At 69.9% G+C, this 15,708-nt stretch carries 13 protein-coding genes; 7 read left to right on the forward strand and 6 right to left on the reverse strand.

The features are described from left to right. From ACI3KX_RS11835 to ACI3KX_RS11845, 3 genes are all read right to left on the reverse strand, one after another. On the reverse strand, nucleotides 1-313 hold a 313-nt coding region (locus ACI3KX_RS11835; RefSeq protein WP_404909888.1), incomplete at its 3' end, for a biotin/lipoyl-containing protein. A 62-nt stretch (nucleotides 314-375) separates the two neighbouring features. Continuing rightward, nucleotides 376-1,749 carry a dihydrolipoyl dehydrogenase gene (gene lpdA / locus ACI3KX_RS11840; protein WP_363357350.1) on the reverse strand — a complete coding sequence of 458 codons (1,374 nt, stop codon included), beginning with the start codon at nucleotides 1,747-1,749 and terminating at the stop codon, nucleotides 376-378. After that, complete coding sequence (locus ACI3KX_RS11845) at nucleotides 1,746-3,233, reverse strand: leucyl aminopeptidase (RefSeq protein ID WP_363357351.1); 1,488 nt, start codon at nucleotides 3,231-3,233, stop codon at nucleotides 1,746-1,748. Before ACI3KX_RS11845 ends, lpdA begins: the two co-directional genes overlap by 4 nt. A gap of 86 nt (nucleotides 3,234-3,319) precedes the next feature. Here ACI3KX_RS11845 and ACI3KX_RS11850 point away from each other — a divergent pair, with 86 nt between their 5' ends. The 3 genes from ACI3KX_RS11850 (at nucleotide 3,320) to ACI3KX_RS11860 (ending at nucleotide 6,526) form a co-directional block, all read left to right on the forward strand. Continuing rightward, nucleotides 3,320-4,240, forward strand: coding sequence for a PAC2 family protein (locus ACI3KX_RS11850; protein ID WP_349427496.1), 921 nt, complete (start codon nucleotides 3,320-3,322; stop codon nucleotides 4,238-4,240). A 247-nt stretch (nucleotides 4,241-4,487) separates the two neighbouring features. Continuing rightward, complete coding sequence (locus tag ACI3KX_RS11855; RefSeq protein WP_363357352.1) at nucleotides 4,488-5,834, forward strand: RNA polymerase sigma factor; 1,347 nt, start codon at nucleotides 4,488-4,490, stop codon at nucleotides 5,832-5,834. After that, nucleotides 5,831-6,526 carry a coenzyme F420-0:L-glutamate ligase gene (locus ACI3KX_RS11860; RefSeq protein WP_404909889.1) on the forward strand — a complete coding sequence of 232 codons (696 nt, stop codon included), beginning with the start codon at nucleotides 5,831-5,833 and terminating at the stop codon, nucleotides 6,524-6,526. The genes ACI3KX_RS11855 and ACI3KX_RS11860 overlap by 4 nt, the downstream gene beginning before the upstream one ends. 64 nt (nucleotides 6,527-6,590) lie before the next feature. Here ACI3KX_RS11860 and ACI3KX_RS11865 read toward each other — a convergent pair whose 3' ends face one another. After that, complete coding sequence (locus ACI3KX_RS11865) at nucleotides 6,591-7,613, reverse strand: sugar-transfer associated ATP-grasp domain-containing protein (RefSeq protein WP_404909890.1); 1,023 nt, start codon at nucleotides 7,611-7,613, stop codon at nucleotides 6,591-6,593. Nucleotides 7,614-7,658: 45 nt separating this feature from the next. On the opposite strand from ACI3KX_RS11865, the gene ACI3KX_RS11870 reads away from it, so the two are divergent. After that, nucleotides 7,659-8,378, forward strand: coding sequence for an alanine racemase C-terminal domain-containing protein (locus ACI3KX_RS11870; RefSeq protein ID WP_404909891.1), 720 nt, complete (start codon nucleotides 7,659-7,661; stop codon nucleotides 8,376-8,378). Further along, nucleotides 8,375-9,418, forward strand: a complete 1,044-nt coding sequence (locus tag ACI3KX_RS11875; RefSeq protein WP_404909892.1) for an alanine racemase — start codon at nucleotides 8,375-8,377, stop codon at nucleotides 9,416-9,418. The genes ACI3KX_RS11870 and ACI3KX_RS11875 overlap by 4 nt, the downstream gene beginning before the upstream one ends. 73 nt (nucleotides 9,419-9,491) lie before the next feature. Here ACI3KX_RS11875 and ACI3KX_RS11880 read toward each other — a convergent pair whose 3' ends face one another. Next, on the reverse strand, nucleotides 9,492-9,710 hold the full coding sequence (locus tag ACI3KX_RS11880) for a hypothetical protein (RefSeq protein WP_194415370.1): 219 nt from the start codon (nucleotides 9,708-9,710) through the stop codon (nucleotides 9,492-9,494). Nucleotides 9,711-9,878: 168 nt separating this feature from the next. On the opposite strand from ACI3KX_RS11880, the gene ACI3KX_RS11885 reads away from it, so the two are divergent. Next, nucleotides 9,879-11,960, forward strand: coding sequence for a DNA topoisomerase IV subunit B (locus ACI3KX_RS11885; protein ID WP_363357357.1), 2,082 nt, complete (start codon nucleotides 9,879-9,881; stop codon nucleotides 11,958-11,960). Between the two features lie 101 nt (nucleotides 11,961-12,061). Here ACI3KX_RS11885 and ACI3KX_RS11890 read toward each other — a convergent pair whose 3' ends face one another. Beyond that, entirely contained in the window at nucleotides 12,062-14,521 is a 2,460-nt protein-coding gene (locus ACI3KX_RS11890) for a DNA topoisomerase (ATP-hydrolyzing) subunit A (RefSeq protein ID WP_404909893.1), read from the reverse strand. A gap of 68 nt (nucleotides 14,522-14,589) precedes the next feature. Between ACI3KX_RS11890 and ACI3KX_RS11895 the strand changes: the two genes are divergently transcribed. Then, a complete protein-coding gene (locus ACI3KX_RS11895; protein ID WP_404909894.1) occupies nucleotides 14,590-15,705 on the forward strand; it encodes an alkaline phosphatase family protein in 1,116 nt (371 codons plus the stop codon). The last annotated feature ends 3 nt before the right edge of the window (nucleotides 15,706-15,708 follow it).

The raw sequence follows: 15,708 nt of genomic DNA on the forward strand, positions 1-15,708 counted from the left end.
CGGCCGGAGCCTCGGCCTCGGGGGCCGGAGCCTCGGCGGCGGCAGCCTCCGGAGCGGGCGCCTCGGCGGCACCGGAGCCGTCGCCGATCTTCGCCAGCACGGCGCCGACCTCGACAGTCTCGTCCTCCTGGACGAGGATCTCCTCGATGACGCCGCTGACCGGCGACGGGATCTCGGTGTCCACCTTGTCCGTGGAGATCTCGAGCAGGCCCTCGTCCGCCTGGACCGTGTCGCCGACGTTCTTGAGCCAGCGGGTGACCGTTCCCTCGGTCACGCTCTCACCGAGAGCGGGGAGGACCACGGATGTGCTCATGAGGATGTCTCCTTCTGAAGAAATATCGGATCTAGCTTAGTGATGAGGGGCGACCGCGAGGGTCAGAGCGCGTGCAGCGGCTTGCCCGCGAGGGCGAGGAACGCCTCGCCGAGCGCTTCGGACTGCGTCGGGTGCGCGTGGATGTATGGGGCGATGTCTTCGGGGTGGGCTTCCCACCCCACGACGAGCTGCCCTTCGGTGATGAGCTCCCCGACGCGATCGCCGATGAGGTGCACCCCGAGGACCGGTCCGTCCTTGGCGCGCACGACCTTGACGATGCCGCTCGTGCCCAGGATCTCGCTCTTGCCGTTGCCCGCGAGGTTGTACTCGTACGCGACGATCCCGTCGGCGCCGTGCACATCTGCGGCCTGCGCCTCCGTGAGACCGACGGACGCCACCTCGGGGTGGCTGTAGGTGACCTTGGGGATCTGCGCGTCGGGGATCACGACGGGGGAGTGGCCCGCGATCTCCTCGGCGACGAAGATGCCCTGCTGGAATCCGCGGTGGGCGAGCTGCAGCCCCGGGACGATGTCGCCGACGGCCCACACGTGGTCGACGCCGGTGCGCAGACGCTCGTCGGTGAGCACGAATCCGCGGTCGATGGTGACGCCGGCCTCCTCGTAGCCGAGGCCGGCAGACGCCGGTCCGCGGCCCACGGCCACCAGGAGGTAGTCGGCGGTGAACGTCTTGCCGTTCTCCAGGGTCACGGTGACGGCATCCGCCGTCTGCGTCGCGGTCTGGAAGCGCACACCGAGGGAGTACTGGATGCCGCGGCGGCGGAATGCACGCTCGAGGCCCTTGCTGATCGCCACGTCCTCGTTCGGCACGAGGTGGTCGAGCGCCTCGACGATCGTGACGTCGGCGCCGAACGAGCGCCACACGCTCGCGAACTCGACGCCGATGACGCCGCCGCCGAGGATGACGACGCTCGTGGGGATCTCGTCGAGCTCGAGGGCGTGCTCGCTGGTGAGGATGCGGCCGCCGATCTCGAGCCCCGGAAGCGTGCGGCTGTACGACCCGGTCGCGAGCACGACGTCGGTGCCGAGGTAGAGGTCGTCGCCGACGCGGACGGCCGGTCCTGCCTCGAGCCGGCCCTCGCCGTTCACGACCGTGATGCCGCGAGCCTTCACGAGGCCTTCGAGGCCCTTGTACTTCTTCGCGACGATGCCTTCGCGGTAGGCACGCACACCGGCCGGGTCGACGCCCTCGAAGGTGGCGCGGATGCCGATGGCCGAGGCATCCCGTGCGGTGTCGGCGACTTCGGCGGCGTGCAGCAGCGCCTTCGTGGGGATGCAGCCGCGGTGCAGGCAGGTGCCTCCCACCTTGTCCTTCTCGACGAGGGCGACGGTCTTGCCGAGTTCCGCGGCGCGGAGTGCGGCCGCATAGCCGCCGCTCCCACCGCCCAGAATGACGAGATCGAAGGAATGGTCGGTCATCGTGCCTCCTCATCGAGGTCAGCCAGGACGAAGCGGATCAAGCTGCGCACTGTCGCGGCAGTCGGTCCCTTGTCGGTGAAGCCGTACGGCGCGCCCTTGTGGGTGCCGCTGCCGGCGATGTCGAGATGAACCCACGGGATGCGGGGCGCATCTTCCTCGTCGGCCGTGCGGCCGACGAAGTGACGCAGGAACAGGCCTGCGAAGAGCGAACCGCCGGCGGGATCGCCGATCTTGGCGTTCTGCAGGTCGGCGATCGGCGAATCGAGCTCCTCGACCATGTGGCCGGGCAGGGGCAGCTGCCATGCGGGCTCGCCGGCCACGGCGGCGGCGGCCAGATACGCCGCCACGGCTTCGTCGTCGCCCATCACGCCGGTGTGGCGCGTGCCGAGGGCGATCAGGATCGCACCGGTGAGGGTGGCGACGTCGACGATGACATCGGGGTGCTCGCGACTGGCGGCGACGAGTCCGTCGGCGAGGACGAGGCGCCCCTCGGCGTCGGTGTTGAGCACCTCGACCGTGGTGCCGTCGAGCAGGCGCAGCACGTCGCCCGGGCGCGTCGCGCGCCCCGAGGGCATGTTGTCGGCGAGGCACAGCCATGCCGTCACCTTGACGGGCGCTCCGACGGATGCCGCGGCCTTGAGCACTGCGAGCACTGTCGCGGCTCCGGCCATGTCGTACTTCATCCCGACCATCGAGGCCGCCGGCTTGAGCGACAGCCCGCCGGTGTCGAACGTGATGCCCTTGCCCACGAGCGCGACGTGCCTGGCGGCGCTCTCGGGTGCGTACTCGAGACGCACCAGGCGCGGCGGGCGATCCGATCCCTGGCCGACGCCGAGGATGCCGCCGAAGCCCTGCTCGCGCAGCGCATCCTCGTCGAGGATCTCGACGGTGACGGGCAGATCCGACACGGACTCGGCGGCCCGCCGGGCGACGTCGGCGGGGCCGAGCCACTCCGCCGGGATGTTGACGAGGTCCTTCACCAGGGCGACGGATGCCGCGGTCTCGACGATGAGCTTCAGGGCGGTGTCGTCGGGTTCGGCCGTGCCGTGGACGACGACGCGCGCAGCGCGCGGCTTGGGCGCCTCGCTCTTGTACCCGTCGAACCGGTAGCCCCCGAGGGCCGCGCCCTCCGCGATCGCGGTCCACAGGGCGGGGTCGGCGTACGGCGCGGCGACGGCGACTGTCGCGAACCCGGTCAGCGCGCGGATCGCAGCGCCGATCGCGTCACGCAGAGCCGCGGCATCCGGATCCGATCCCGTGCCGACGACGGCCAGTGGCTGCGTAGTGGCCTCCGGCGCGTATGCGCGGACCCATGAGCCTGCAGCGCCCGTGAAGCCCACACCGAGGAGCGCATCGCGAAGTCCCGGCCAGTCGGACAGGTCGGGGGAGTCCTCGGCCTCGAGCGGGGGGAGTGCGACGAGCAGGAGGTCGGCGTCGGACTCTCGGACGGGTGCGGTGCGGTACTCGAGGTCGGGAAACGACATGGTCTCCATCCTAGGGACGACGACTGTTCGCTCTGAGCGCGACCGGCGCGACCCGACCATGTCGGGGTGACTCGTAGCATGGGACCATGCCTTTTCCCGGCCCGCTGTTCGAGCGTGCGGCTTCCGCGCCGCCCGTGCCGCGCGGGCTGCCGCTCGTGATCGCCCTGACCGGGTTCACCGACGCCGGCAGCGCCGTGAGCCGAGTCATCGACTACTTCCGCGACGATCTGTCGCCGTCGCCGCTGGCCGTCTTCTCCAACGACACGCTGCTGGATTACCGTGCGCGCCGGCCCATCGTGTCGTTCGAGAAGGACCACCTCACCGACTACCGGCCGCCGCGTCTGGAGCTCTCGTTCGCCCACGATGCGCTCGGGCAGCCGTTCCTGCTGCTGGCGGGCTACGAGCCCGACTTCGCCTGGGACGCCTTCGCCGGCGCCGTGCTCGATCTCGCCGAGAGCTACGGCGTGTCGACGGTCACGTGGGTCCACGCGATCCCGATGCCCGTCCCTCACACGCGACCGATCGGCACCACCGTCAGCGGCACGCGGTCAGAGCTCACCGAGGCGCACTCGGTGTGGCAGCCCCACACCCAGGTGCCCGCGACCGCCGGTCATCTGCTCGAGTACCGGCTCGCCGCAGCCGGGGTGCGCATCGCCGGCTTCGTCCTGCTCATCCCGCACTACCTGGGTGACACCGAGTACCCCGCCGCGGCTCTCGCGGCGCTGGACAGTCTCACCGTCGCGACGGGCCTCGTCTTCGCGGGCGACGACCTGCGCGACGAGAACCGCGAGTACCTCGAGAAGGTCACCGAGCAGATCGAGGGCAGCGACGAGCTGGCCAGGATGGTGCAGGGACTCGAAGAGCGCTACGACGCCTACATGGCGGGGTCGACGCTGGCCACCCCGATGATCCATACCGGCGATCTGCCGAGCGCCGACGAGCTCGCCGCCGAACTCGAGCGATTCCTCGCGACACGGCCGGCGGAGGACGACAAGCGCGGCTCCTGATCCTTCGGCTGCGGCGTGGGTGGAATTCCACGCCGGACCAGCGCGTTGAATTGGGTGATGGAGGTGCGCCGGTCCACGCGGGGCGATGCTGGCGGCGCACGGCAAGTATGAGATACTAGACGCTCTGACCCGTTGTCAACCGTCTTCGTCCGGCTTCCGGCTGAAGATGTGGACTTGACAAGGGTCTTACTAGTGTCCGAAACCGACCGGAGACACGCAGGGCGTGTCGACCGGTGAAAGGCGAAACGTGACTCCAGGCACGAACACCAAGGCTCGCTCGGCCGCGAAGGACACCGAGACGGACCAGGCGACGACTCCCGCCGCGAAGAAGGCTCCCGCAGCGAAGGGCGCCGCCAAGTCCAAGGCGGCACCGAAGACCGCGTCCAAGCGCGCGAAGAAGTCGGACGACGACTTCGAGGACGACGTCGAGGAGCTCGACGACGACGTCGAGATCGAGGCCGACGACATCGAAACGGATGCCGCGGACGACACCGCGGAGGCGGCCCCGGCCGCCAAGGACGCGAAGGCCTCCACCGACGACGCCGCCGCGTCCGACGACGACGAGGAGGACGAGGAGAGCACGAAGCCCGTGTTCACCGAGCCTCTGCCCACGGGTGCGATCGTCATCTCGTCGAGCGACGAGGACGACGTCCCCGTGTACTCGACGCAGATCACCGGCGCCACAGCCGACCCCGTCAAGGACTACCTGAAGCAGATCGGCAAGGTGCCGCTGCTGAACGCGGCCGAAGAGGTCGAGCTCGCGATGCGCATCGAGGCGGGACTGTTCGCCGAAGAGAAGCTGTCGCACATGTCGGCCGCTGAGAAGACCTCGCAGCTCGGACTCGACCTGCAGTGGGTCGCCCGCGACGGCCAGCGCGCGAAGAGCCACCTTCTGGGCGCCAACCTGCGTCTCGTGGTGTCGCTCGCGAAGCGCTACACGGGTCGTGGCATGCAGTTCCTGGACCTCATCCAGGAGGGCAACCTCGGCCTCATCCGCGCGGTCGAGAAGTTCGACTACACCAAGGGCTTCAAGTTCTCGACGTACGCGACCTGGTGGATCCGTCAGGCCATCACGCGCGCCATGGCCGACCAGGCGCGCACCATCCGCATCCCGGTGCACATGGTCGAGGTCATCAACAAGCTCGCGCGGGTCCAGCGTCAGATGCTGCAGGACCTCGGTCGCGAACCCACGCCCGAGGAGCTCAGCCGCGAGCTCGACATGACCCCCGAGAAGGTCATCGAGGTGCAGAAGTACGGCCGTGAGCCGATCTCGCTGCACACTCCTCTCGGCGAGGACGGCGACAGCGAGTTCGGTGACCTCATCGAGGACACCGAGGCCGTTGTTCCCGCCGACGCTGTGGGCTTCACGATGCTGCAGCGTCAGCTCGAGTCGCTCCTCGATTCGCTCTCGGAGCGCGAGGCCGGCGTGATCCGCATGCGGTTCGGCCTCGGCGACGGCCAGCCCAAGACGCTCGACCAGATCGGCGACACGTTCGGGGTCACCCGCGAGCGCATCCGCCAGATCGAGTCGAAGACCATGGCGAAGCTGCGGCATCCGTCCCGCTCCCAGTCCCTGCGGGACTACCTCGAGTGAGCGAGGCGAACGCCGGCAAGGCGCTCACCGTCCAGGTCGAAGGCTCGTCGTTCGCGCGCATCCCGATCCGCACGCGGGTCGTGATGCCGGGCGACGACCTCGACGAGTTCATCCGCGAGTACGCGGGGGACGTCGTGCGCGAGGGCGACCTGCTGTTCGTGACGGAGAAGATCGTCGCGATCACGCAGGGCCGTTCGTACCTCGTCGAGGACATCAAGCCCCGCCGGCTCGCGTTCTTCCTCTCGAAGTACGTCACGCGCACCCCGTACGGCATCGGTCTCGGCATGCCCGAGACCATGGAGATGGCGCTGCGCGAGTGCGGTCCGATCCGCATCCTGTTCGCGGCAGCGGTGTCTGCCGTCACGAAGCTGTTCGGGCGCAAGGGCGACTTCTACCGCATCGCCGGCGACAAGGCCCGGGCGATCGACGGTCCCACGTCCGGCACGATCCCGCCGTACAACAAGGCGGTCGTGCTGGGCCCCGAGCGTCCGCGCGAGGTCGCCCAGCAGGTCAAGGCGCTGCTCGGCGGTGCGCCCGAGGTGGCCGTGGTCGACATCAACGACCTCGGCGGCAACATCCTCGGCTCGACCCTCGACAAGGCGGGGGAGAAGCGCCTCGTCGCGATCCTCAAGGACAACCCGCTCGGTCAGGGGCACCAGTCCACACCGCTCGGCATCGTGCGCGCGGTCTGATCGCAGTCATGTGAAAGGCGCGGCACCCCTCCGGATGCCGCGCCTTTTCCTTATCCGCGCCGGGTCAGAAACCGATGGCCTCGCGGTAGCGCGGCTTGTGCCCCGTGCGGATGCCGGTGACGCTGGGCTTGTTCTCGTAGACGCCGGCGCCCCAGTTGCCCTCGACGAGCACCGGGCCTTCGGGGGTGACCACGATGTCCCAGCCGACGTACTGGACCTGCGGGACGACGCGCGCGATCTGGTCGACGAACTCCTTGACCTGGTCGATCATCGGCAGCTGGAAGTCGGCGATCGTGAAGCCGCTGTCGGGGTGCGTGACGTGAACATGCCCGTGCGAGTCGTACCCGGGGCCGACCGCATGGCCGTTCTGGTCGAGCATCGTGTAGAAGCCGCCGAATGTCATCTGGTCGCTCACCGCGCCGCGGCCGAACTTCTGCGCCATGGCCAGGATGTGCGTGGTCTCCCCGTCGAAGAAGGCCGTGACGCGGGTGGTGTTGACCGTGCCGGGGCAGACCGCGGCGAGGTCCGCGTGCTGGCGGATGACCTCCTCGATCAGCAGCTCGCCACGCGAGAGCAGGCCGCGGTGGAACTCGTCCCAGTCGGTGATGTCGGCGGCGTGGTAGCGGTGCACGCCGGTCCCGGCCTGGCCGACGGGCTCCTTGGTGACGATGGTGCCCTGCTTCTCGGCGAAGGCGCGCACGGCGTCGGCGTTACTCTCCTCGACGACCATCCAGTCGCGACGGAGGAAGTCGCTGAACGTGCGGTCGAACTCGACCTTGTCCTGGAACAGACCGCGGTAATCGGGATGGTCGTACTTCTGAGACAGCTCGTTCGACACCGGGTGCGTCATGTAGGTCGCCCGCTCGGCGCGGTTCAGGATCGCGAAGTCGTAGTCGACGTAGTCCTGAAAGCCGACCTGCCTGAAACCGGCCGACCACAGCATGTCGACCATCACGGCCGGGGTCCATCTGCCGTGCGCATGGGCAGTCTCCCTCGCCCGCTCGAGCACGGATCCGACATCGATGCGACGGACACGCCAGGCGAGATAGCGAAGGCGGTTCGAGAGGGCGAGGCCCTGAGAAGGCATGCGTGCTCCGGGATCGGGTGCGGGGGACCCCGATAGTCTAGAGGCGTGAGTTCCTCGATCCCTGGGCACGGCGTGCCCGCGCCGGGATCGGCTCCCCGCAGCAGCCCGGTCGCCCGGATCTCGCGGGGCGCGCTCACCGCGAACGCCCGTGCTGCGTGGGAGCGCGGCATCCGCTCGTTCGATCCGTCGGTCCTCGAGGCGGATGCCTGGGGCCACGGCCGTTCACTCGTGCACGAGGTTCTCGAGGCTCAGGGGCTCGTTGCGGCGGAAGCGCCCGTCTTCACGGCCGACGGATCGGCCATCGCGCGACCTTCGACCACGCTCACGCCGTCGACGCTGTTCGGACTCCCCGGCGCCGGCCCGTCCACGACAGCTGTGCTGCGCCTGACCGGCACCGTGCTGTCGGTCAAGGACCTCCGCGCGGGCGAGGGCGTGTCGTACGGGTACGCCTACCGAGCAGCCGCCGACACCCGCATCTCCCTCGTGACGGGGGGCTACGCGCAGGGCATCGTCCGCGCGCTGGGCGGCGCCGTCGACGTCGCCATCGCCGGCCGTCGCCACCACATCGTCGGGCGCGTCGCGATGGACGTCTGCGTCGTGGAGATCACGGATGCCGCCGTGCGGCGCGGCGACGAGGTGCTGTTCCTCGGCGACCCCTCGCTGGGCGAGCCGTCGCTCTCGAGCTGGGTTCAGGCGACCGGCCTCAGCGAGGGGGAGCTCATCACGACGGTGGGGCTTCGCGCCATCCGCGAGGCGGCTCCGTGACGGCGCGACTGCACGTCGATCTGTCGGCGCTCACGGCCAACATCGCGCAGGTGCGCGAGACGGTCGCGCCCGCCGAGCTCATGCTCGTCGTCAAGGACGACGCGTACGGCCACGGTCTGGAAGCCGTCGTGCAGACGGCGACGACCGCCGGCGTCACGTGGTTCGGCGCATTCGACGTGCGGACCGGAACCGCCGTGCGCGCCGCTGCCGGCGACGCGGCCCGCATCTTCACCTGGATCGCCGCGTCGCGCGACGATCTGCGCACCGCCATCGCAGCGCACCTGGACCTCGGGATCGGCGACGCCGAGCTCCTGGAGGAGCTCGCGGATGCCGCATCCGACGCCGCCGGCGCGCCGCGGGTGCATCTCAAGATCGACACCGGGCTGCACCGCAACGGCGTCCGCCCGGAGGAGTGGAGCACGTTCGTCGCGCGGGCCGCTGCGCTGCAGGCCGCGGGGCGGATCGACGTCGTCGGTGTCTGGAGCCACATCGCCGAGGCCTCGGATGCCGAGGACGACGACGCGCGCGCTGTGTTCGAGCGGGCGCTGCACGAGGCAGAGGCCGTCGGCATCCGCCCTCACGTCCGGCATCTGGCTGCCAGCGCCGCGTCGTTCGCGCGCCCTGAGTTCCGCTACGACATGGTGCGGGTGGGGGCGTTCTGCTACGGCATCCGATCTGCGGGCGGACCGTCGGCCGACACGCTCGGACTGCGCACGATCGCCCGGCTCGAGGCCGAGGTGGTCGCCGTGCACGAGGAGACCGTGCGGATCGACATCGGTGCAGCCGACGGGCTGCCGTCCTCGCTGCGCGGTCGCGCCATGGTCGGCACACCGGCCGGTGCGCGCAGGCTCGGCCCGGTGGGCGGTGCGCAGTCCCTCGTCGACGCATGGACCGGTGCCGCGGTCGGAGACGTCGTGACGATCTACGGCCCGGGCGGATCCGGCGAGGGGACGGCGACCGACCTCGCCGAGGTCATCGGCACGATCGGCGAAGAAATCGCGGTGAGGGTCTCGCCGCTGATCCCGCGCGTCTACACGTGAAAGCCCCGTGAGACGCGAGGCGTCTCACGGGGCGGTCGTCAGGGGGCTGCGGAGCAGCGGACCTCGGGGGGCCTTATTCCGCCAGCCGCGCCGTCTCGTCGTGCCACGAGGTCGCGATGCTGCGGAGCTTCTCTTCGTACTTGCGGCCGTGGTGGGCGCAGAAGAGCAGTTCGCTGCCGTTGACCTCGGCGGCGATGTAGGCCTGCGCGCCGCATGAATCGCAGCGGTCCACCGCGGTCAGGCGGTACTCGAGGACGGCGCCGGGCTCTGTGGGTGTCGATAGCGTGGTCATTTCGGTGCCTCCTCGTATATGTAGAACTCTTGGCCGGTGATCAGATACAACCACGGGGATGTTTCGAGAATGCCGCGAATGGGCGACATTTCGCTGAGCGCGTAGCGCTGCTCGGCCCGAAGCGTGTCTGCGCGGCCCTGTCGGGCGCGCGGATTACGATGGGAGACTGTGACCGCCGAGTATTCAGCCCATCATCTCCAGGTGCTCGAAGGGCTCGAGGCGGTCCGCAAGCGCCCGGGCATGTACATCGGGTCCACCGACTCCCGCGGCCTCATGCACTGCCTGTGGGAGATCATCGACAACTCGGTCGACGAGGCCCTCGCCGGGCACGGCACGCGCATCGACATCGTGCTGCACGCGGACGGCAGCGTCGAGGTGCGCGACCGCGCCCGCGGCATCCCGGTCGACATCGAGCCGCGCACCGGACTGTCGGGCGTCGAGGTCGTCTTCACGAAGCTGCATGCCGGCGGCAAGTTCGGCGGCGGGTCGTACGCGGCATCAGGCGGCCTGCACGGCGTCGGCGCATCCGTCGTGAACGCGCTGTCGGAGCGCCTCGACGTCGAGGTCGACCGCGGCGGCAAGACATGGGCGATGTCGTTCCACCGCGGCGAGCCGGGCATCTTCTCCAACGGCAGCCCCGACTCCACGTTCACGCCGTTCGAGCAGCGCAGCGAGCTGCGGGTCGCCGGCCGCGCGGCGAAGGGCGTGACGGGAACCCGGATCCGCTACTGGGCCGACCCGCAGATCTTCACCAAGGACGCCGCGTTCAACCTGCAGGAGCTCGAGCAGCGCGCGCGGCAGACCGCGTTCCTCGTCCCGGGCCTCGAGATCGTCATCCGCGACGAGCGCCCCGGCACCGAGTCCGGCGAGCCGGTCGAGACGAGCTACCGCTTCGACGGCGGCATCTCCGAGTTCGCCGACTTCCTCGCCCCGGACGCGGGAATCACCGACACCTGGCGTCTGACCGGGAGCGGCAGCTTCACCGAGACCGTCCCGGTGCTGCAGCCGTCCGGTGCGATGGTGCCCACCGAGGTCGAGCGCGAATGCCACGTCGACGTCGCCGTCAGGTGGGGAACGGGCTACGAGACGGTGTCGCGCTCGTTCGTCAACATCATCGCCACGCCCAAGGGCGGCACGCACCAGCAGGGATTCGAGCAGGCCCTGATGAAGGTCCTCCGCGATCAGGTCACGCAGAACGCTCGGCGTCTCAAGGTCGGCAACGACAAGATCGAGAAGGACGACATCCTCGCCGGTCTCACCGCGGTGCTGACGGTGCGGGTGCCCGAGCCGCAGTTCGAGGGTCAGACGAAGGAGGTGCTCGGCACTCCTGCCGTGCGTCAGATCGTGTCGAACGTCGTCATCCGCGAGCTCTCGGCACGCTTCACGTCGTCCAAGCGCGACGACAAGGCGCAGACCAGCCTCCTGCTCGACAAGGTCGTCTCCGAGATGAAGGCGCGCATCTCCGCGCGCACGCACAAAGAGACGCAGCGTCGCAAGAACGCCCTGGAGTCCTCGTCGCTTCCGGCGAAGCTCGCCGACTGCCGGTCGAACGACGTCGGCGAGTCCGAGCTGTTCATCGTTGAGGGCGATTCGGCCCTCGGCACCGCCAAGCTCGCGCGCAACAGCGAGTTCCAGGCGCTGCTGCCGATCCGCGGCAAGATCCTCAACGTGCAGAAGGCGTCGATCAGCGACATGCTGTCGAACGCCGAGTGCGCGGCGATCATCCAGGTGATCGGCGCCGGCTCGGGTCGCTCGTTCGACCTCGAGGCGGCGCGCTACGGCAAGATCATCCTGATGAGCGACGCCGACGTCGACGGGGCACACATCCGCACCCTGCTGCTGACGTTGTTCTTCCGCTACATGCGGCCGCTCATCGACGAGGGGCGCGTGTACGCCGCCGTGCCGCCGCTGCACCGCGTCGTCGTGATGAACCCCGGCACCAAGCCGAACGACACGATCTACACCTACTCCGAGGCGGAGCTGCACGGGCTGCTCACGAAGCTCGGCAAGGCCGGCAAGCGCTGGCAGGAGCCGGTGCAGCGCTACAAGGGCCTCGGCGAGATGGATGCCGACCAGCTGGCGACGACGACCATGGATCGCGCCGGCCGCACCCTGCGCCGCGTGCGGATGCAGGATGCCGAGGCTGCGACATCCGTCTTCGAACTGCTCATGGGCAACGACGTCGCCCCGCGCAAGGAGTTCATCATCGACTCGAGCGACCGGCTCGTGCGGGAGCGCATCGACGCCTGACGACCACCGCTCGTTGAGCGAGCGGAGCGAGACGAAACGCCGTCTGCTGCTCGACGCGTTTCGTCTCGCTCGTTCCTCGCTGGCTCAACGACCGGTGAACGTCAGCGGATGCCGGTGCCGACCGCGCCGATGACCCCGTCCAGGGCCGTCCCCGACGCATCGCGCTTCGCGCCGGCCGCCGGCAGGGCGCGGACCGCCCCGTCGGAGCCGATGGCACGCGGATCGGTGCCCACCCAGGCGATGGTGAGCGCGTCCTCCCCGCGGAGGAATCGATGGGCTCGAACACCCCCGGTCGCGCGCCCCTTGGCGGGGAACTCGCTGAAGAGCGACACCTTGGCGCTGCCGGCGTCGGTGCCAGCGAGCGCGGTGCTCGAGCCGGCGATCGTCACCACGACGGCGTCGAACTCGGACGGCCCCACGACGTCGAACGCGATGACCTGCGCGCCGTCGGTGAGCCGCATCCCGGCCATGCCGCCGGCGGAGCGGCCCTGCGGGCGCACCGACGACGCGTCGAAGCGCAGGAGCTGGGAATCGCTCGCGACGAACACCAGCTCGGCGCCGTCGGATGCCGGCGCGGCGCCGACGACGCGATCGCCGTCCTTGAGAGAGATGATCTCGATGTCGTGCTTGTTGCCGAGCTCACTCGCGGCGACCCGCTTCACCACGCCCTGCGCGGTGCCGACGGCGATCGGCGGGGTGTCGGCGAGCGGGACCAGCGCGACGACGTGCTCGCCGCCGCTCAGGCCGAGGTACTGATCGGCGCGTGTGCCGGCGCCCAGCTGCACCGAGTTGCCGGGGACCGAAGGCAGGTCGACGGGGGAGAGGCGCACCAGGCGGCCGAGGCTCGTCACCGCACCGATGTCGCCGCGGGTCGTCGCGTCCACCGAGGAGCGGATCGCGTCGTGCTTCGAGCGGCGTGCCGGGGCCACGACGCCGCCACCGGGCGCATCGGCGACCAGCTCGGCGCGGACCATGCGTCCGGTGGCCGAGAGGAAGACGCGACACGGGGCATCCGCGATCTGCAGGTCGGCGGCCGCCGCGGCGGCGCGTGAGCGCGGCTGCACCGGACCGCCGTTGAGCAGCAGGGTGCGCCGTGGAGTGCCGAACGCCTCGGCCGCGGCATCCAGTTCATGCGCCACCTGCGCGCGCAGCAGCACGTCGCTGCCGAGCAGCTCCTCGAGCTGGGCGATCTCCTTCTTGAGGTTGTCGCGCTCGGCCTCGAGCTCGATGCGGGAGAACTTCGTCAGCCGGCGCAGTCGCAGCTCGAGGATGTACTCGGACTGCGCCTCCGACAGGTCGAAGACGCTCATCAGGCGCTGGCGCGCCTGTTCGCCGTCATCGGAGGTGCGGATGACCTGGATGACCTCGTCGATGTCGAGGATCGCGATGAGGAGGCCCTCGACCAGGTGCAGTCGTTCCTTGCGCCGAGCGAGCCGGTAGCGGCTGCGGCGCGTGACGACGCTGATGCGGTGGTCGAGGTAGACCCGCAGCAGTTCACGGAGCCCGAGCGTCTGCGGCTGCCCTTCGACGAGCGCGACGTTGTTGATGCTGAACGAGTCCTCGAGCGGCGTCAGCCGGTAGAGGTGGTCCAGCACCGCCTGGGGGTCGAAGCCCGTCTTGATGCCGATGACCAGACGCAGACCGTGGTGACGGTCGGTGAGGTCGGTGACGTCCGAGATCCCCTGCAGCTTCTTGGCGTTGACCGCGTCCTTGATCTTCTCGATCACGCGCTCCGGGCCGACGAGGTAGGGCAGCTCGGTGACGATGAGCCCGGTCCGGCGCGGGCCCAGCGACTCGATCGACACCTTGGCCCGGGTGCGGAAGCTGCCGCGCCCGTTCGTGTAGGCGTCCTTGATGCCGTCGAGACCGACGATGATGCCGCCACCGGGAAGATCCGGACCGGGCACGAACTCCATGAGCTCGTCGACCGTGGCCTCGGGGTTGTCGAGCAGATGCGTGGCCGCGCCGACCACCTCGATGAGGTTGTGCGGCGCCATGTTCGTCGCCATGCCGACCGCGATGCCGGTCGTGCCGTTGACGAGGAGGTTGGGGAACGCGGCCGGCAGCACTTCGGGCTGCTGGAACTGGCCGTCGTAGTTGGGGATGAAGTCGACGACGTCCTCGTCGAGATTCTCGGTGAGCGCGAGCGCCGGAGGGGCGAGACGGGCCTCGGTGTAGCGAGGGGCGGCGGGCCCGTCGTCGAGCGAGCCGAAATTGCCGTGGCCGTCGACGAGCGGCACGCGCAGCGAGAACGGCTGCGCGAGCCGCACGAGCGCGTCGTAGATGGGGGCGTCGCCGTGCGGGTGCAGCTTTCCCATCACCTCGCCGACGACGCGGGCGCTCTTGACGTGCCCGCGGTCGGGGCGCAGCCCCATGTCGGCCATCTGGAAGAGGATGCGCCGCTGAACCGGCTTCAGCCCGTCGCGCGCATCGGGGAGCGCGCGCGAATAGATCACCGAGTACGCGTACTCGAGGAACGACGTCTGCATCTCGGACGAGACGTCGACGTCCTCGATGCGTCCGTGGTCGGCGGGTGAGGAATCGGTGCGGGAAGCGGGCATGTGTCGATGAAGCCTCGGGTGACGGCGGGAGCGGTAGGGCGCGGCCGCGGTGTGCGAGACTGGCCCCGATGTCCCTCAGCCTACCCGCGGACCCGCCGCGCGCCCGGAGCCTCACCCGTGTCGTGCCCGAGATGTCGGCGGCACTGAACGGCACATCGGAGTGGTTCGCACCGGCGCGCAGCGCGATCGTGTGGGTGATCGACGGGCTGGGCGTGTCGAACCTCGCCGCCCGCGCGGGACACGCGCGCTTCCTCAGCGAAGCGCGGACGAGACGGGATGCCGCGCGCACCGTCTTCCCCTCCACCACGGCAGCCGCACTGACGAGTCTGCTCACGGGCGCCCTGCCGGGGGAGCATGGCATCGTCGGCTATCGCGCCCGGGTTCCCGGCACCGACGACGTCGTCAACATGCTGCGCGGGTGGGACACCGACGGCCTGCCGCTGTCGTTCCAGCGTGCCGCGCCGCTGTCGGCCACGCTCGGCCGGCCGTTCTTCGCCGTGTCGCGCAACGAGTACGCACGCACCGGATTCACGGCCGTGACGCTGGGCGACGCCGAGTTCCACGGAGTGGACGACCTCGACGAACGCGTACGTGTCGCCGCCGACCTGGCGGCGCGGCATCCGGGCTCGCTCGTCTATCTGTATGCGGCCGATCTCGACGCGGTGGGCCACAAGCGCGGCTGGGAGTCCGACGAGTGGGTGGCCGCTCTGGAACGGATCGACGCCGCTGCCCGCACGCTCGCGGCGTCGGTCGACCGCAGCACCGGCGTCGTCGTCACCTCGGATCACGGCATGATCGACGTCCCCCGTCACCGCCACATCCTGCTCGACGAGGGCGGCGACCTGCTCGACGGCGTCCGCCTCATCGGCGGCGAGCCGCGCATGCTGCAGCTGTATGCCGAGGCCGGGCAGGCTGATGCCGTGCTCGCGCGGTGGCGCGAGGCCGAGGGGTCGCGGGCCTGGGTCTTCTCCCGCGCCGAGCTCGAGACGTCGGGACTCATGGGGGTCGTCGACCCCGAGGTCGGCGGCCGCATCGGCGACGTGATCGTCGCCCCGCGCACCGGGATCGCGTATTACGACGATCGCCTCGCCGACAAGGCACCGCAGAAGATGGTGGGCCAGCACGGCTCGCTGACCGATGAGGAGCGGGTCGTGCCGCTCATCCGGCTCGGCGCGTTCGCCTGAGCC

Origin of the sequence: Microbacterium sp. ZW CA_36, from assembly GCF_044987475.1 — a bacterium.
Classification (GTDB): Bacteria; Actinomycetota; Actinomycetes; order Actinomycetales; family Microbacteriaceae; genus Microbacterium.